The sequence below is a fragment of the Lactiplantibacillus pingfangensis genome, from assembly GCF_005404945.1.
GTDB classification, from domain to species: Bacteria; Bacillota; Bacilli; order Lactobacillales; family Lactobacillaceae; genus Lactiplantibacillus; species Lactiplantibacillus pingfangensis.
This window is the reverse complement of the sequence record NZ_BJDG01000012.1, coordinates 1-17,847: the sequence shown is the minus strand read 5'-3', so window position 1 is coordinate 17,847 and position 17,847 is coordinate 1. Positions and strand designations below refer to the sequence as shown.

18 protein-coding genes are annotated in these 17,847 nt (G+C 43.2%); 8 read left to right on the top strand and 10 right to left on the bottom strand.

The features are described from left to right. Positions 1–58 precede the first annotated feature (58 nt). On the top strand, positions 59–976 hold the full coding sequence (locus tag FFM74_RS06985; RefSeq protein WP_137625915.1) for an ABC transporter ATP-binding protein: 918 nt from the start codon (positions 59–61) through the stop codon (positions 974–976). Then, positions 969–1,748: an ABC transporter permease gene (locus tag FFM74_RS06980; protein ID WP_171000673.1), complete on the top strand. Its 780-nt coding sequence runs from the start codon at positions 969–971 to the stop codon at positions 1,746–1,748. The genes FFM74_RS06985 and FFM74_RS06980 overlap by 8 nt, the downstream gene beginning before the upstream one ends. A 178-nt stretch (positions 1,749–1,926) precedes the next feature. Here the strand turns inward: FFM74_RS06980 and FFM74_RS06975 are convergent, their stop codons facing one another. Continuing rightward, complete coding sequence (locus FFM74_RS06975) at positions 1,927–2,877, bottom strand: zinc-binding dehydrogenase (RefSeq protein ID WP_137625913.1); 951 nt, start codon at positions 2,875–2,877, stop codon at positions 1,927–1,929. A gap of 150 nt (positions 2,878–3,027) precedes the next feature. On the opposite strand from FFM74_RS06975, the gene FFM74_RS06970 reads away from it, so the two are divergent. The 4 genes from FFM74_RS06970 (at position 3,028) to FFM74_RS06955 (ending at position 6,952) form a co-directional block, all read left to right on the top strand. Further along, entirely contained in the window at positions 3,028–3,699 is a 672-nt protein-coding gene (locus FFM74_RS06970; RefSeq protein ID WP_137625912.1) for a TetR/AcrR family transcriptional regulator, read from the top strand. A 109-nt stretch (positions 3,700–3,808) separates the two neighbouring features. After that, positions 3,809–5,620, top strand: a complete 1,812-nt coding sequence (locus tag FFM74_RS06965; RefSeq protein ID WP_137625911.1) for a YhgE/Pip domain-containing protein — start codon at positions 3,809–3,811, stop codon at positions 5,618–5,620. Positions 5,621–5,773: 153 nt separating this feature from the next. After that, positions 5,774–6,172 (top strand): GNAT family N-acetyltransferase, encoded by a 399-nt coding sequence (locus FFM74_RS06960; protein WP_137625910.1) that lies wholly within the window; start codon positions 5,774–5,776, stop codon positions 6,170–6,172. A 150-nt stretch (positions 6,173–6,322) separates the two neighbouring features. Continuing rightward, the gene (locus FFM74_RS06955; protein WP_137625909.1) at positions 6,323–6,952 is read left to right on the top strand and encodes an RpiB/LacA/LacB family sugar-phosphate isomerase; all 630 of its coding nucleotides are present in this window, start codon (positions 6,323–6,325) and stop codon (positions 6,950–6,952) included. Between the two features lie 91 nt (positions 6,953–7,043). Here the strand turns inward: FFM74_RS06955 and FFM74_RS06950 are convergent, their stop codons facing one another. The 8 genes from FFM74_RS06950 to FFM74_RS06920 all read right to left on the bottom strand — a co-directional run bounded on the left by FFM74_RS06950 (position 7,044) and on the right by FFM74_RS06920 (position 12,753). Next, the gene (locus FFM74_RS06950) at positions 7,044–7,421 is read right to left on the bottom strand and encodes a YxeA family protein (protein WP_137625908.1); all 378 of its coding nucleotides are present in this window, start codon (positions 7,419–7,421) and stop codon (positions 7,044–7,046) included. 569 nt (positions 7,422–7,990) lie between these two features. Beyond that, positions 7,991–8,365 (bottom strand): hypothetical protein, encoded by a 375-nt coding sequence (locus FFM74_RS06945; protein WP_223877191.1) that lies wholly within the window; start codon positions 8,363–8,365, stop codon positions 7,991–7,993. Next, entirely contained in the window at positions 8,331–8,474 is a 144-nt protein-coding gene (locus FFM74_RS13900) for a hypothetical protein (protein ID WP_464412023.1), read from the bottom strand. Before FFM74_RS13900 ends, FFM74_RS06945 begins: the two co-directional genes overlap by 35 nt. Before the next feature lie 82 nt (positions 8,475–8,556). Further along, the gene (locus FFM74_RS06940) at positions 8,557–9,162 is read right to left on the bottom strand and encodes a response regulator transcription factor (RefSeq protein WP_137625907.1); all 606 of its coding nucleotides are present in this window, start codon (positions 9,160–9,162) and stop codon (positions 8,557–8,559) included. Beyond that, the gene (locus tag FFM74_RS06935) at positions 9,159–10,283 is read right to left on the bottom strand and encodes a sensor histidine kinase (protein ID WP_137625906.1); all 1,125 of its coding nucleotides are present in this window, start codon (positions 10,281–10,283) and stop codon (positions 9,159–9,161) included. The genes FFM74_RS06940 and FFM74_RS06935 overlap by 4 nt, the downstream gene beginning before the upstream one ends. Continuing rightward, the gene (locus FFM74_RS06930) at positions 10,264–11,022 is read right to left on the bottom strand and encodes an ABC transporter permease (protein WP_137625905.1); all 759 of its coding nucleotides are present in this window, start codon (positions 11,020–11,022) and stop codon (positions 10,264–10,266) included. The genes FFM74_RS06935 and FFM74_RS06930 overlap by 20 nt, the downstream gene beginning before the upstream one ends. After that, positions 11,019–11,906 carry an ABC transporter ATP-binding protein gene (locus FFM74_RS06925; RefSeq protein ID WP_137625904.1) on the bottom strand — a complete coding sequence of 296 codons (888 nt, stop codon included), beginning with the start codon at positions 11,904–11,906 and terminating at the stop codon, positions 11,019–11,021. The genes FFM74_RS06930 and FFM74_RS06925 overlap by 4 nt, the downstream gene beginning before the upstream one ends. A gap of 295 nt (positions 11,907–12,201) precedes the next feature. After that, the gene (locus FFM74_RS06920; protein WP_137625903.1) at positions 12,202–12,753 is read right to left on the bottom strand and encodes a helix-turn-helix transcriptional regulator; all 552 of its coding nucleotides are present in this window, start codon (positions 12,751–12,753) and stop codon (positions 12,202–12,204) included. 593 nt (positions 12,754–13,346) lie between these two features. Here FFM74_RS06920 and FFM74_RS06915 point away from each other — a divergent pair. Together FFM74_RS06915 and FFM74_RS06910 are read left to right on the top strand one after the other, a co-directional pair. Then, complete coding sequence (locus FFM74_RS06915) at positions 13,347–14,069, top strand: ABC transporter ATP-binding protein (RefSeq protein ID WP_137625902.1); 723 nt, start codon at positions 13,347–13,349, stop codon at positions 14,067–14,069. Positions 14,070–14,074: 5 nt separating this feature from the next. Next, complete coding sequence (locus tag FFM74_RS06910; RefSeq protein ID WP_137625901.1) at positions 14,075–15,457, top strand: hypothetical protein; 1,383 nt, start codon at positions 14,075–14,077, stop codon at positions 15,455–15,457. Positions 15,458–15,556: 99 nt separating this feature from the next. Here the strand turns inward: FFM74_RS06910 and FFM74_RS06905 are convergent, their stop codons facing one another. Further along, positions 15,557–17,005, bottom strand: coding sequence for a hypothetical protein (locus tag FFM74_RS06905; protein ID WP_137625900.1), 1,449 nt, complete (start codon positions 17,003–17,005; stop codon positions 15,557–15,559). Positions 17,006–17,847 lie beyond the last annotated feature (842 nt).

Genomic DNA, 17,847 nt, shown 5'->3' with positions numbered 1-17,847 from the left:
ACCCGTTCTATCCAGAATTATACTGTCAATAAACTTAGTTCCTGAGAGGAAACACAATATGGAAAATGCCGACAACCTGCTACAGGTTCAACATTTAGAAAAGTCATATGGCTCACAACAGACCTTATTCGATGTCAACTTTAACTGCCAAACAGGCCGTATCATTGGCTTAGTTGGCGCAAATGGCGCCGGAAAAACGACCATCATGCGTGCAATTTTAGGATTAATTCGTTACGACGGCACGATTTTTATGAACCAAGCGCAACTCAGCTTCAACCATAATCAGCAGCCAGACCAAATTGGCTCGTTAATTGAGACACCCGGACTCTATCCTTATTTAACCGGACGTGAGCATTTAAAGCTCTTTTTGAATCCCCTTAAATCCAATTCCCAGCATATCACACAACTCATTACTGATTTTCGCTTAGAAAAATTCATTGACCTCAAAACTAAAAAGTATTCACTCGGCATGAAACAAAAACTGGGCATCGCACTCGCATTTTTAAACCAGCCACAGTTAATTATTTTAGATGAACCACTCAATGGACTGGACGCCCAAGCTACACGTGACTTGCGAGCACTCATCACCAAAACCAGTGCCACCGGGGTAACTTTTCTCATTTCCAGTCACATCTTATCAGAGCTACAGCGACTCGCAGATGATGTGATTGTGATTCAAAAGGGCCGCGTGGTCAAACAGACCACCATGAGTAAGCTGCTCGACCAAAGTCAACATCGACTGCATTTAAAGACCAATGATGATCACCAAGCCGAAGAATTATTGCGTGCTGCTCACTATATAGTTAGTTTTGAAGACGGCCTGCTGATTGAGCTAACACCTGATAAAACCGTTGAAACAGTTGTCCAACTGATGGCCAAGCATCAATTAGCCATTCAAGATATGCGTCATTTGGATGATAATCTTGAAACAGCAATTCTAAAAATGATTGATGAACCGGAGGCCCAAAATGCTTAACTTAACGCGGCAAGAGAGTTATAAACTGGTCAAGAAGCGTAGTACCTTAATTTTTATCATCATTCTAGTCATCCAAAATCTGGCGTTTACCGTACTTAGTCTTAAGATCGCAAAATTCTTTCCAGCTCGTTTTTTATTTGCTGGTAATTTTGGCACCATTTCGACCATCCAACTGATTACCATTGCCACCGCTGCCTCAATCGTTTCGTCCGAGTTCGACTATCAGACGCTTAAAAGTTTGATTCCGCGCACGAGTTCTCGCCAAGTCATCTTAATCAGCAAGTGGCTAACGATATTGGGCTATACATTGAGCCTGCTACTACTAACATCACTAATCACGCTCTTGGCCCAACTGTTCTTTTTTCAAGATATTTTTTCACTAACGGATACGATCCCTGAATTAGGCATCCCAATCTGGCAATGGTGGCTCACAAATATTTTTGGCAACTTTGTGAACCTCTGGTTATTGTTAAGTTTAGTCTTTTTACTCGCAGCATTATTCAAAAAGAATAGTGTCGCCATCACGGTCGGAATCGTGGTCTATTTTGCGCTACCAGTGGTGGGCACCTTAATGGGACTCTTAATTCACAAGTGGTCCGTGTTGAAATGGAACCCACTTAATTTTCTGAATTATCCGCTACAACTCAATTCACCAGAACTCATGGCAAAAATCACCAATTTATCAACGACTCAGCTCTTAATTGGTAATCTCGGATATACCATTCTCTTTCTTAGTATTGGGCTATTTTTCTTTGCCCGCAAAGAAGCCTAAGTTAAGAGAGTGGAACAAAAGGCGGGTTGCTACCGAGCATAGCCTAGGGAACCGGATGATTGGGACTTTCAATCGTTCGGTTTTCGTAGCTCTGTTGCATCCATGCCTCTTGTTCCACGTTTCAACTATAACTATTCGGGGCTACGAAAGAGTCTGGGATTTTGTCCCAGACTTTTTCTTATGGCGCTAACAAGATTTTACCCGCCACTTGACCTTGTTCTAAAGCGGTATGCGCAGCTGAAATTGCCGATAGTGGGTAAATCGTCGGTGTCGTTGGGACAATCGTTTGTCTCAAAACAGCCTTAAACAGCCGGTCAGCTCGTGCTTGCCGTATGGTTTCATCCGTCAGAAAATCCCACAAATCACCCGTCATCAAGCTCTTCGACCCACTCATCAGGTCAATTGGATCAACTTTAGGTGGATTGCCACCTGCCATCCCATAAAAGACAATGCGACCACGCCGCCGCGTGATTGCGAGACTTACCGGTAACGTTGACCCCACGCCATCAAAGACAGTATCAAAATAATTCGTGTGCGTGGCGGCCCAATCACTATGGCGTAAAAACACTTCATGGGCGCCGGCGGCATATGCCAATTGTTGCTTGGCCGTCGTTGAAGCAACCCCATCCACACTCACACCGTCTGCCGTGAGCAATTGTGTTAATAAATTTCCGACGCCGCCGCTAATCCCGTGAATGAGGACCCGATCACCAGCCCGATTTTGTGCCAAATCATGCGCTAAAAAATCAGCTGTTAAACCTTGCAAGCCGATGGTCGCGGCCACTTGATCGCTGATTGCCGCCGGCACATGAATTGCCCGTGCTTCTGGGACAGCAACCAATTCAGCGTTGGCGAATGGCACATCGACAAACAAAACGCGATCACCCTCTTTGACATGCTGCACCGCGGTCCCACAAGCGACAACTTCGCCAATGCCCTCATAGCCATCAATATACGGCGTCTGTTTTTCGAGATGATAAGTTCCTCGACGCCGATAAATATCAGCATAATTCAGCCCAATATACTGAGTTTTAACAATCAATCCGGTCGTTGTTAATTTCGGATCAGCGACCGTGCCATATTGTAAGACTTCTGGACCACCAAATTCGGTAAAATAGCCTGCTTTCATCCTGCAACATCCTTTCTAAATTAGTGCCAACCATTGTATTTTTTTTAACCTAACGTGACTTGGTTAGTATACCATCCTTAGTAAGAATGAATCGTTCATTCTATCTTGGACCGGTGCTATACTCGTTTCATTCACTGGAGGTGAAATCTCATGGAATCAACTGAAAAATTAACTCGCGTGGTCACGAGTGCCACGACCTTATTTATTGTCCCCGGCTATGCCGAGACTAAAATGATCGATATTGCTGGTCACGCCAATTTAGCAGTGGGAACACTCTACCATCTATTCAAGAGCAAAGACGATCTTTTAAAATTTGTTTTTGCAAGTACGCTCGACCCGACTATCAGTGATCAGATTCAGACCTTTCCCGTGCAACCGGTCCCAGATGATGAACTCGTCACACGCACGGCTAAAGTCTACCAACAGGCGACCGCTAACTTACACAGCATCGTGGCTCAGCATCCTGCCGACACCCGATTTGCCGCAATTCTAGCTTATCTATTCAAGAACTTCCATCAATATGGTGCTTACTTTTTAATGCTCGAACGTAATCCACACCTGAACGCCCGACTATTAAACTTATATAAACATTACCGCCAACAACTCTATCACGATATCGCTGAGTTACTCACTAGTTTAGCAACCACTGGCGAAATTCGTTATTTGGCGCATCCCGAAAATGACGCCATGTTAATTATCGACCAAATTTTTTGGTGGTCTGCACATAAGCCTTACGACTCATTTGACACCGTAACCACCCATTTTGACCGCCAACAAATGGAAAATTGCGTCTTACAACAGCTCACACTGAGTTATACCTAAACTACTGATAAAACGGTCTCGACCGTCTAGTTGACGATTAAGAACACCGTTTTTCTTTTAATCCGTCAAATGAATGAATCGTTCATTATAAAGCTTGGGGGCTTTAGTTATGTTCTTAGATGAATGGCAACACGTTTTTCGTACTAAAGGCTTACTGAAAATCATTTTGGGGATTTTATTAGTGCCAACTTTTTATGCGGTCATCTTTTTAGCTTCACTTTGGGACCCATATGGGAATGTCAAACACTTGCCCGTTGGGGTCGTCAATAATGACACGACCATCATCAAAAGCCATCATAAGTACCAGTTGGGAAAACAACTTACCACCAATTTGACCAAGTCGCAAACGGCTGACTTCAAGACAGTCACCCCAGCTCAAGCGACTCGAGACCTTAGAACCGGTCGTCTTTATATGGTCATCACCATTCCTAAAAATTTTTCTCAACGCGCGACACAATTAGGCCACCGTGATTTTAAACCAATCACTTTCAATGACCATACTAACGCGGGCTTCAGTTTTATTGCCATGAAAATGACCACGACCACGGCGGAGAAAGTCCAAGCCTCAGTTAACGCACAATTAACCACCAGTTATCTCCAAGTATTGTCTAAGGCGCTAACCGGGACTGGTAATCAACTCTTGGCCGCTGATAAAGTGCTCACTAAAACCACCGCTGGCCTCAATCACGTCACCACTAGTGAAACCCAGTTGGCAACGGCATCCCAATCTTTAAGCAACCACGAAAAAGCCGTTGCCACGGGATTAACCCAACTCGCCAACGGCAGCCAACAAGCCATTACTGGCGAACAATTAATAACCAAAAATGATCAACAATTACAAAAGCTGCTGACAACTCAAACAACCAACTATCCTCAGCTGATCGCATCAATTACCGCGCAACACCAAAGGCTAACCCAAGCTTTAGCCAGTCAAAATCCGACTATCGCGCAACTTAAATTGATCAATTCACAACTCACGCAAACGATTAATCATTTGCAAACCTTAAGCACGAGCACCCAATCAGCGCAACAGTTACTCAATACCAACACACGCACTGCCAATCAGCTGATCACCGCGAATACCCAAGCTCAGGCCGGCATAACCAGTCTCAATACCGGAACGACTCAGCTCCGTCAAGCAGCGACAACTATCGCTAATCATGAGACGCAAGTTGCCCAAGGAACTAATCTGGTTCAACAAACTAACGCTAAACTTGCCACTGGCCTCAAAGCAGGTGGCAATCAACTCACCAGTACCGCCGCTAGCACACCCGCACAGCTCAAGACACTCGTCGCGCCAGTCAAACTAGCACACACTGATACGACCCACGTCAAAAATAATGGTACTGGCATGACCCCCTATCTGATGTCAGTCGCCTTGTTTGTCGGTTGTATTACGTTTAATATTATTTACGATATGTTCACACCGCATCGTCGGCCCAGAAATGCGTTTGATTGGTGGTGTGAAAAAATACCTTTCTTCTTAACTTTCGCCTTTCTAGCTGCCAGCATCATGTATGGACTGTTGTTATGGATTAACCAGCTAACACCATTACAACCACTCAAGACTTGGGCATTTTGTGTTTTAACCATCTGGACATTTGGCAGCATTGTCACCTTTTTCAACTTAGTCCTAGGCAAAACCGGTGCTTGGCTGATGTTAATCTTTATGATTATTCAATTAGGTGGATCGGCGGGAACTTATCCAATCCAACTGTCAAATCATTTTTTCCAAGTCATTCATCCGTATTTGCCAATGAGCATCTCGATTGATGCCTTTCGTAGTACCCTGTCAATCGGTAACAGTATCTTGCCTGAAACCCTTATTTTCGGTGCGCTAATTCTTGGCTTTAATTTATTGATGCTACTAACATTTGCTTTAAACATGTCTAAAACAAAACAGTTATCATACGATCAATGAAATGTGGCGCACTCACGCCTACTCATACTTTCTAACGAAAGGGTCACGCCACAAATGATTGTCGGCAATGATTGTGTCACTCTTGCTAGTTTACAAAAACAGTCAGCCAGCATATCATTAATGACTAGAATCTAATTAAAGAAGGCACAACAAATGATTACTTATACTAATCAGGCACCATTGACGGCGATAGACTTAGCGAGGCTCTTTACTAGTTCTGGAATTCATCGACCGACAAGCGATTTACCGCGATTACAGCAAATGCTAGACCATGCCGATAGCCTTTGGACTGCTTGGGATGGCTCCCAGTTGGTCGGAGTTGCCAGAGCACTGACAGATTTCAGTTACGCCTGTTATTTATCCGACCTGGCCGTCGCTAAAGCTTATCAACACCAAGGTATCGGCCGAGAATTGGTAAATCATCTAAAAACTGAAATTGGTCCACAGGTTTCGCTAGTGTTATTAGCTGCACCAACCGCCATGACCTACTATCCGAAGTTGCGTTTTGAACACATTGATAATGCCTTTCTACGCCGTCGTGACCCATTTTAACTACTAGGTAAGCCATGACTGACTAAAACTGAAAAGGCAAGCACAATCAGAAAATGGGACAATCTGGTTATGCTTGCCTTTTCAATTTTCGGCCAATCATGGCCTCAAAAGCGGTACAATTATTTTGATAGATGAAGGGATCTGCTACTCTTGAAAATTGCCGTCATTCAAGCTACCACCCAAATTAGTAAAAACAAGCTACTATTCCAAGCCACTCAGCAGGTAGCCAGCGCCTCAAATGAAGTCATTAATTTTGGCGTCTTTGAAAATGAGCCAGTCCTGTCTTACGTCCAAGTCGCCATATTGATTGGCTTACTGTTAAATACGCGGGCTGTCGACTACGTTGTGACTGGCTGTAGCTCTGGCAACGGGATGACCATCGCGTGCAATACCCTGCCCAACGTGACTTGTGGCTACTTACCAACTCCGAGTGACGCATATTTATTCGGACGTATCAATCACGGCAACTGTGCGTCCCTGCCTTTGGGGCTTAACTTTGGTTGGGCTGGTGAATTAAATCTTCAATTCACATTAGAAAAATTATTTGCGGGTCCAATGAACATCGGCTACCCCCAGGAAGCAGCTAACCGCAAAGTACATGACACTCAGATGTTACAGGAAATCAAGCAACTTTCACAAACGACAATGCCGAAAATTATCGCCGGACTGTCAGCAGACTTCATGAAACCAATCAGCCAAAAACAGGATGTGTTTGATTACATCTTTGCGAATGGCAGCAATGCTCAATTGATGACTTATTTGAAAAAAGTTGTTCTTTAAATCACGAAAAAAAGTCGTTCTACACTAGTTTTCACCAAGTGTAGAGCGGCTTTGTTATGTGCAATCACACTATACATATTCTGAATAATTGCTAATGCTTGTCCAATTTGAGCTTTGTGATAAGATTCTTGTCATTAACAACTTTATAGTTGGTAATACCATAATGCTCATTAACGGTCAGGCGCACGACTTGACCTTTTTTAAACGGTCCCGGATCAGTCGCATCGGTATTTAGCGTTGCAACCATTTTATGTCCCTCAGCATCGACGGCCTGACCACGATAAGAAAACGCATTGACTGCATATGCAACTGGCACTGTCACTTGGTAAACACTGGTTGGATGGTTAATTTTCATATAATAATAATCGCCACCATACCGATATCGCGTCCAACCAATCATCACAATCACTTCTACAACTAACAATCCTAATAATAATCCCCCAATGGCACTCTTGAAACTGTTTTTCATCAATTCTCCCCCATAACTTTTACGATTCCAGCTAGTTATCAGCCACCCTAACCGTGTAGCACAGTTGTTAAAGTGGTCTATTATTTGTTAGTAAAGTTAACTTTTAATTTTCTCAAAAAATGCGTCAAAAGTCGGCCTATCAATTAATAATATAATAATTAGCAACATATAATATTATGTTACGGCTAATTTGAAAAGTCAATCGGTTTTCATGGTGACGCTAACCGCTAAATTGGTAATTGCTATATACAATTGGTAGTAGAAAAACTCACTGCTATCCGAAACTGATCATAAAAAATTATCAATGTCCTTGAGACTATCAAAAAAGCGCTAGGATTACTTCAAAAGTATCCCTAGCACTATCTTACCAACACAAGCTTGTTACCACCCTATTGGCAATTAAATTTTACATCTGTCACACCGCCGAAGGTCACGCGCAGAAATTGGTTCATGAAAAACCACCCGTACTTCAACAATTCCACCAGTGGATCACTACCTTAAATGATTTCTTACACTTAGCTGTAAGTTCTTTCAAACTAGCCATCTTCGTCACACACACCAAAATGAGGTTATTCGGGAGTCCCAGCTATCTGATCCAAGATCAACTGCGCCACCTCTGGATAATCACGCCCGGTCACATCAATTTTTGTTGCGTCGACTGACTCATAAAAAGACAAACGCTGAATAGCTGCTGGCAAGTTCGACGGCTTTCGTTTGGCGCTAGCAATATCTTGACTAAAGCGTTTTGTCAGTTCTGCCTCATTGGCAACCAAGGAAAACGAGTAAGTCGTGAAATCACCCTCAAGCCCACTTAATAAGTCATCAATAATTGCTTGCTGATGCATGACCCACACAAAGACAATATTTTCTAACGTACTATTCGCAATAAATGAGTTTAATAAGAATTGACTATTGCGCATTACCATTTTTTTTGTTTTCGTCATTAAAAATCCAGGGATGCATATACCAACACCAATCACCATCTAACAATACCGCCTGATTTAAGCGATGGTCCACGAGATATTTTCCAAGCGTCGTCTTCCCAACGCCCATTGGTCCACCAATTAAAATAAGATTCTTTTAGCCATCGGATTCGCTCCTAATAAGCGTATTTTTTTAACCATACCGACCAAGACTACAACCACTTATTCTGTTTCGCCACTCGTATGGCTTCCAGCCGGTTGTGTACACCCAACTTACTAAAAATTGCCGACAAATAATTGCGCACGGTTCCAGCGGATAAATATAACTCAGTGGCAATCGTTTTAGTCGGCAACCCTTGATCTGCCGCATTTAAAACGGCAAGTTCACGCTCAGTCAGTGGGTTCTGATCGGCTGATAACATATTCACGACCAGTTCTGGCGCATAGATTGTCTGGCCCGCCATCACTTGGCGAATCGCCGCGATGAGATCATCACTCGGGCTATCCTTTAACAAATATCCCGCAACCTGGGCCTTAACCGCGCGTTCGAAGTATGCCTTTTGCGCAAAGGTGGTCAAAATAATAACTTTAGTCGAGAGGTCGCTCACCTGAATACGGTCGGCCACGTCTAAACCGGATAGGCCCGGCATTTCAATATCTAAAATTGCCACTTGCGGCTGTAACTGTTGTAACTCCTGCCAAGCCGTTTGACCATCGCCGGCAGCCCCAACGACGTGTAACTCATCTTCCAATTCCAATAACTGCGTCAAGGCAGAATTTAGCATACTTTGATCTTCCGCCAAATAGATTGTGATCATGACTGTGCCGCCTCCTTAGGTAAGCTTAAATTTAACTGGGTTCCACGGCTGGGATGCTCAATTTTAAACGTCCCCTGTGCTTCTAATAATCGCGCTCGCATCCCAACAACACCATTGGCACCCACGCGTTCCAAGCGCCCCCCTCGGCCATCATCTTGAATAACGACTTGGTAAGCAGTGGGCGTTTCGGTAAAGTCCACTTGAACTTGGTGCGCATGCGCATGTCGAATCACATTATTTAAAGCTTCGACTAGCGTGGCGGCAAAAATGCCTTGAACCATTGTTGGCCACTGAATGGCTTGTTTCTCGCCAGTCGTCCCTAACCAAACGTTGGCCGCTAATAAATTACGATTTTGTTCAAATAGGACTTCACTGATTGACTGCTGGTGCAAATCATTCACGATTGAACGAACCAGTTGTAAATTTTCACGGCTCGTCCGCTCAATATCATCGAGTTCTGAAGCAACCTTATCGGGCGCTTTGACGAGTAGCTTTTTAGCCAATTCCGTCTTTAACGTAATCATCGAAAAACTTTGTCCTAAGTTGTCATGTAAATCTCTAGCAATGCGGTCACGTTCATCTCGCTGGACCATCGTTTGTAATCGCCGATTTGTCTGGCGCAATTGACGTTGACGAAGCACTGATCTAGAAAATGTATAGGCCAAGATTGGCGACAATAATGGGAATATCAGGCCCATGATCTCACCATTATGCCAGCCAAAAAGGCTCGGATCTGATGAATAAGCTTGTATAATCCCAATCAAGATAAAGCCATAATAGCCCGTTAAAAACCAATAAAAATATTTTTTGGGCCGTTGTGCCAAGATGAAGGCCACTTGCCAACCCGGAAAAATAATCAAATAATTATTAGCACCAAAAACTGAAAACAGCCCAGTCACTAATAACTCCAATGGGATTGTGACTGGTCGCCAAGCCGCTTTCTCAACAACTAAAATATATAGCACTAAGAAAACGACTAATAGTCCCAGCCAAAAATAATCTTGGCTCGTTTTAACTGGAAAATAAACTGCCACAGAATAGGGCAAATAGCCCAGCCAAATGTAACTTGTCCATTCAAGATTTTTAACCCTGGTCGACCACTTAGGCTTTGACAACCCCATCACCCCGTTTAAGTAACTGACGGGTGCCGCCAATCACGAGCGCTAATAAGCAAGCAACCCAAACACCCACGCCAATTACTGTTGTTGATTTAAGTGTAGCATGAGTTGCCACCGCGCCCAACCAATTATTCACAAAATAAGTTGGCATTAATTTGCCAATCGGCTGAACCCAATTTGGGAGCATCGACATCGGCCACCATAGCCCACTGAGAATCGCCATGGGAAATGTAATGAGGTTACTAACGACACTTAACGTTTCGGCACGATTGATAAATGAAATCAGTACCCCGAGTAACAGTGTTGGCAGTTGACCAATTAAGGCAATGCCAGCGATTGCTAGCCATTGACCAACCGTCAAGCTCACCTGGTTCACCCCAACGGCCAGTGCCCCTAAAACGACCACCGCCAGGCCGTTCATGACCATACTCCAAATGCCGACGGATAAATAATAAGGTTGCACCCCAGTTGGCGTGAGTTGATACCACTGCAATAACCCTTGTTCACGGTCGCGCATTAAAATTGCCGCAATTCCGAATAAGGCATTGATCGTCCCGCTGTACACAATCATGCTAGCCATATAGTTGACGTTAAAGCTCGCTGAAACCGATCCGGAAACCATCACTTTAGTGAACAACAAGTAAAAACCGGCCGGCATTAGAATTGAGAAAAATTGAAATGAAAAGTTACGTAAGATTAATCGCCGACCATCAAACCTCAACTGTGCTAAAAATGGTTTCATGCTTTTTCCTCCTTAGTCAACTGGACAAAAATATCAGACAATGATTCTCGATTGAGCGTGAGTTGATGTAACTGCGGTAAATATGGGACCAAGGCTTGTAATGTTTGGTCACCATCCGTGCTAGTCAGTTGGACGAGATCATGAACTTGCATCACCTTCGTCACCCCAGCCAATTGTTCAAATGTCGTAAGTTCAAGTGCCGTTTGAAACTTAATTTCAACGTGTTGATATTGACGTTGTAAGTCGGCAAAAGTGCCTTGAAACATGAACTCACCGGCACGTAATAGTAAAATGCGATCAGCGATTTTTTCGATTTCAGGTAAATAGTGACTTGTAATAATCAGGGTTTTTCCTTGGGTTTTCAAGTCTTGGACACGTTGCCAGAAGAGCTGTTGTGCGTTCGTATCCATCCCCACGGTTGGTTCATCCAAAAATAATAGGTCAGGATTGCCAATTAGCGCCAACGCGAAAGTCACCCGTCGCAGTTGACCACCAGATAACGTCGTCAATTTCCGCTGTGCCAGTTTCGTTAACGCCAAATCAGTCATTAACTTCGTCGGTGACAGTGCCGCCGCATAGTGCGTCGCCGCCATCGTCAGTAATTCCCCGACCGTGACACCCCGAACCGGTAAATCCCCTTGTAACATCGAGCCGATTTTTTGCTTTGCTAATGGACCACCAGGCTGCTGATTAAAGAGGGCCAATTCACCCGTTTTCACCGTACGGATTCCCAACAATAAATTTAAAAGTGTGGTTTTACCCGCACCATTTTCACCAATTAAGCCGATGATTTCACCCGGATTAATCGTGAGACTAATATCTTTTAGGACTGCCTGCTTGCCGTAACTAAAACTGACATGGTTCGCTTGAATGATTGGTTGCATCAGTGTCATCTCCTTTTGACTGGTCTTAGCATAGCAAGCCTAGTCCGTCATCGGTAGTTGATTTTGTCATGACTCTTAGGTGACAAATGTCATGTTTTAAGACGCATTACTGTGAGTTGATGACCTGTTCATTAAAATGCTTAGCCCCACAAAGCTTTTTACGAAATGTGACCGTCAATAAAACAAACACACCCGACAGACTCAATGACGAGCTTGTCAGGTGTGTTTCAGATAATTAGGTGATTTTTTAGGCTTGCTTCCCCAGTGTCAACTAATATTAGTTTCCTTAACCTGATCAATCACGAGTTCTCGGCACCACTTCATAAACAATCGCCGTCAAATTATAACGATAATAGGCCCGTAAAAGCCGCCCAGCATAGCAACTTAGCTGCTTAATTATCGGCAAAGCAATTAATGCCACCGCCATCATGGTTAGACTGGCTAACAGTCTGCCAAGGGTTAACGGCTGAATTTGCTGGAGACTTTGCCAAATTGTGACAACCGGCGCAATTACCCCAGCAAAAGTTAGCCCTAGTAAACTGAGTTGTAGCGGCACCAACACGACCAGTGCCACTACAAAGAATATGCCATTGACAATGACGCTACCAATCAATGCCAATAAGTTAAATTGATGCGCAACAATCCGATCGTCACCAAAAAAGGCGGCAGTCTCAACACCAAAGAGTTCGGACAGGTCTTGAATTGCTTTAACGGGTGGCACATGTTTGTCACTTTCCCAACGTGCAACCGTCTGCTGTGTCACATATAATCGTTCCGCTACTTGTGCCTGTGTTAAAGCCACTTTTTCACGTTGTTGTTTAATGCGCTGTCCAATCGTATCCGCCATCGTTATGTCCTCCTCAGTATTCCTCTTAAGTAGACCATGTACAGGCAGATAGTGCCAACAATTTATTTGATAATTGCTGTTAAAACGGGCTGCACGAAGTTGGAATCCGATTAAATTAGTGACCCTCAGTTGTCGCAAACAGGAATAACTGAACTATGCAGAAAAAAATTGCCACTACTTGGTTTAGTTTAAGCCAATCATTAGTCCAGATTAGGAGCCTGCTAATACTAGATATTTGACCAATACAACTATTATGTCAGCAACCTGCGCTGTTCAAGTTACCGTCGTTTGTATTAGACAATATGCTGACGCTTCAAAGATTAGTTTTCCGTTACTAGGCACCTGTTACAACTTTTTTACGAAAGGCAGCCTCCTGATCAAATCTATTAACACATGTAATACAACAAAAAAATCCCCCGCATAAACCGTGATTATCAAATTAATTGTTAGTCAGCATGCTCGCCAAGTAGTCTACTTAGAGTGAAAGCTGAGGTGGAAATGATTATAACATTAACGACTCAAAAAATATTAATTAGCATCATTGCTGAAATACAAATAACTTTTGTGATTAAACTATTCGGAGGTAGCTATTGATGACTGAAAAAGTAATCGCGGTACAGGAACTCTCAAAGGACTTTAGTCTAGGCAAGCACAAATCAATTCATATTCTAAAAAACATTTCATTTTCTGCGGCTTCAAATGACTTTATCAGCATTGTCGGGCCATCAGGCAGTGGTAAATCGACTTTGCTGAAATGTTTATCGGGACTCCTAAGACCAACTAACGGCTCAATCAGTATTGATGATATGGATCCATACCAATTGTCCCCCTCACAAACGGCTAAAATGCGACGCACGACCCTCGGCTTCATTTTTCAATCGTATAATCTTGTGCCAGCATTGCCGGTGTTTGAAAATATCGTGTTGCCACTCCGTTTAGCTGGCAAGCAAGTCAACCGAGCCAGTGTCGAACAATTATTGAAAAAGTTGAATTTTACAGCTGACATGGACAGCTTTGTAACGACTTTGTCCGGTGGCGAGCAACAAAAAGTTGCAATCGCACGGGTACTAGTCACGCATGCCAAAATAATTTTTGCGGATGAGCCAACTGGCGCTGTCGATGCCAATTCGAAAAAGATTATTTTTGACTGTTTAAGAACGCTGGCCGATAACGGCGCTTGTGTGATCATGGTGACACATGATATTGAGCTGGCTGCCATGACAGACCGGTCATTGGTCTTGAGGGATGGTCAGCTCATCAAGCGGTTAACTAACCCCACTGCTTCAGAAATTCTTGCTGAAATTGAGAGAGGATGAGCCAATTGTTTAAGCTAATCATTTTGCAACTGCGTTATACTTGGCAAGCCTGGATTGGGGCGCTAGTTGTGTTTATCGCCGCCGGCATTGTTTTAGGCGTCACCATGATTGGTGCCATTTCCACAATTAGTGTTCATTTAGGCCACGGCAACTATAATCCAGTCGCCTTTTTTGCAACCCCCGCAATTTTCGGCCTAATCACACTAATGCTGATTTTAACTGGCATCACCAGGCTCTTAATTACAAAATTCAAAACTGATTACAACTTGTGGGCGATCTTAGGTGCAAATCCAAACCAGCTAGCCCTGCTGATTGGCGGCCAAATGAGCTTGTCGGGAATGATTGGTGGCTTTTTAGGCTACTTTTTGGCCTTGCCAATTGTTAGAATTTACTATGCTTGGGTGATCTCCACCCCAGGAATGCGTGAGTTTCCCGCAATTAAGATGAAATTGCAGCTTAGCTCGCTGACTTTAACCGTCCTAATTCTGGGGGCTTTTATTGGCATTACGGGCATCATCAATGCAAAAAAAGTATTTTCTGATGGGCATAAAATACACCGCTTGACCAAAAAAAGAAGCTGCAACCTTTCCATCCTTGGCTGGCTTTGGTGCGTCATGGTGGTTGGGTGCCTAGCTTACGTTTATCTGCTTTTTTTCCAAGGATCAACGCGACTAGCAGCCCTGTTCGGCGGTCATTCATTAGTGGAGACGTATTCACAAGCACTGCTGGCACTGATTTTCTTAATGATTATGACAATCAATGCGGCTGAAACGGTCATTTTGCCCGGGTTAGTCAAACTTTTGACCCTTGTTTTTCCGACGACTCTCATCAAAACTTTTAAAACCGCTTATTGGAACGTCTTAGACAAAAAAGACTTCTTAAAAACAGTTGCAGTCCCACTTGTCATCTTCTCCTTAATCGCATCGTTTTTCATGTATATGATTTTCGACTTGGCAAACGTTGCCAGCAAGCGCAATCTAGCCGAAATTGTCGGAACCCTCTCACTCTTTCTTGGGGCGCCATTTTTGATTATCCTAGCCAATACGATTTCACTAACCATCATTTCGAGTTCTGAGCGAACGACTAGCATTCGTCAATTACAGCTGATTGGCTTTTCTTTGAAAGATCTTATGACTGAAAAACGGATTGAGGCAGAAATTTATGGGTTAATTGTCTTTATTCAAGCTACGATTGGAAATGCCTTACTATTCGTACCGATTTTAAAAGCAGCCGACAAGACGCATACCTATATGTTTGACAGCTGGTGGTCAATTTTTGAGTGGCCAGCAGTTACCGGAACTTTAGTATTCTTGTTTATTCTAATTGTGGATGATAGTTATAGTTATAAAATTTATTCTCAGAACAGGTTTAATGTTACCCAGAAATAATTTCCAATAAAATTAATGAACTGCTTAACCAGTACTTAAAAATGCGCCCCTAAACTAGTTGCTCAACTAGTTCAGGAGCGCATTAACGCTTTGATTTAATTAATTAGTCGCAGTATCTTGTAGTGACCAATCGACCGTTCCTTGATAACTATCAGCATAGACTCCCGGTTGTGCATCCAAGAAAATCCCCTTGGTTGCTGACCAATCGCTAGTAATCTGATTAGTACTCGTGTTATTCTGCCGCGTACCAGACTTGATCAAGACTGAATTATTAGTCATCACCGTCTGCTCAGTGCCATCCACGTAAACCACGTTTCCGGCCAACTCATGGTCAGCTGACTGCATCTTTGAAGCAGTCGCATAAACCGACCACGGCGACCCATTTTCACGGGTATCTTCAATTGCCACATCCCAATTATCGGTGGTTGGAATCAACGTTTCCGATACTGGGACTTCCGTCGATTTGAACGCGACATTCTTTGAAACCGACCCAAAGCTTAAACTACCAACACTCTTACTAATTGTGACATTGACCGCAGTCGATTTCACCCCGGCTTTAGTCGCATAGATTGGCACAGTTAGGGTCCCATCCGCAGCCAATTGGTTAATCTTAGTGCCTAAATCAGTATCATCACTTGAAAAAGTAATGTCATCGCTAGTGCCCGTATTTTCGTCAATCGCCGTGATACCGGCTGCTTTCACTAGCCAATTAATCACATCACTATCTGATTGTGTCGTCAACGTCGCAACATCATCCGGCACTAACTGAACATTAGGTGTCACGCTGCTAATTGTTAAGACGGCCGCCGGTTTAACCGTCGCTGTCGCAGTGCCGGGCGTGTCATAGGTTGAACCAGAATTCTCAGTAACGGTGACATTGCTCTTCCCACTCAGCCCAGTCCCAACAGCCAGCTGATACGTTAAGTCCTTACCAACCTTAGCCGTGGCACTGCTTGCATCACTGGAAACGGTGTCCCCAGCAAAGGTTCCCTTCCCAGTGATCACTGTTGAACTATCACTGATTGGATCATTGTCAATTGTCGGCGTTAACGGATATTGCACCGGGGTAGGCATTTGGGCAATTCCGACCCGGTTCCCATTGACTTGATTCTGCTCCATGACGTTAAAACCGAGATACCACCCCGTCCCATTACCAATTGAAGATGATAACACACTGGTAGCCGTTACCCCATCCAAATTCAGCGTATTAGTACTGTTGGACGCCACCCCTAGCTGCGCCAATAAATCTTGACTACCAGCTTTAATCGTTGACGGATTCAGAACTGCAGAATAAACTGCCTTGAACGCATAAGCTGAACCAATCCCCAACTGTCCACTGTAGGTCACCTCAAATGTATCCGTTCGGCGAGTTATTTGACCATTAACCACGTTATTTGCCATAACTTTTTCAAGTTTTGGATAAATAATTGTTCCTAATGAGTCATTTTTCCCGACTTGGCGATTATCAGTCGTCAACGTGGCCGTCACATCAGTCATGGTGTTATCGGCGTGTGCGCTTAAACGAGCACTCCCCCAAATTGCCACCATCACGCAACTACTCACAATTATGTCAAAGACTTTTCTGTGTTTCACCCTGATCGTCCCCTTAAGCAGTATTACTCCAATACCACAATAATTTATCTATTTAATTATTATAGTTGACTGGTTAAACGATTGAAAGAGGAACTGGTAAATACTGAGAAAAAAATCGACTCTAATTTTTAATATTAGTAATTTAATTTGAATAGAATTATCATATGAGACAAGCATTCAGACTTTCAATCTGAGTGCTTAATGCTCTAGACACCTTTATTAATGCATCGAGCATACTCTGATTCAATCTAACTAACACCTTCAAATTTACCCATTATTGACTGCTAACAATATCAATAGTGATAATTTTTTAGAAAGAACCTTTGTATAAATAATAAACCTTCTAGCGTCCCGGACACTTTTATTAATAGATTATTTCCCCACCGTGCGTATCTGGTCCCCACTCAGTATTAGTGGCAATTGCATGATGGATTTCTTCAATCGTATCATCGCTGACAAAATTAAGCGGATAAGGAAAATGAAAATGTTCCTCATATGCAATTAAAGCATGGCTTTTTCCTTTTAAATGGAGCGTAGAGCTCTTTATCAACTCCGAAATTTATTATTTAACCCTCGCTTCAGCAATATTTTTAACTATTTCAACTTACCGATTATACGTATTTGGAAAAACTGTTAATCTGCTCTGATGTCGCTATAATATTCCCTATTGCTAACTTTATACAAGTACGCAGAACCAAGATTTTGTGACCTAATCGGCTTCCCGGATTTAAAATTGAAGTGCAACACCAAGTAAAGTAAACAAATAGGCCATGGAGACCTATACTTTAATCAACGAC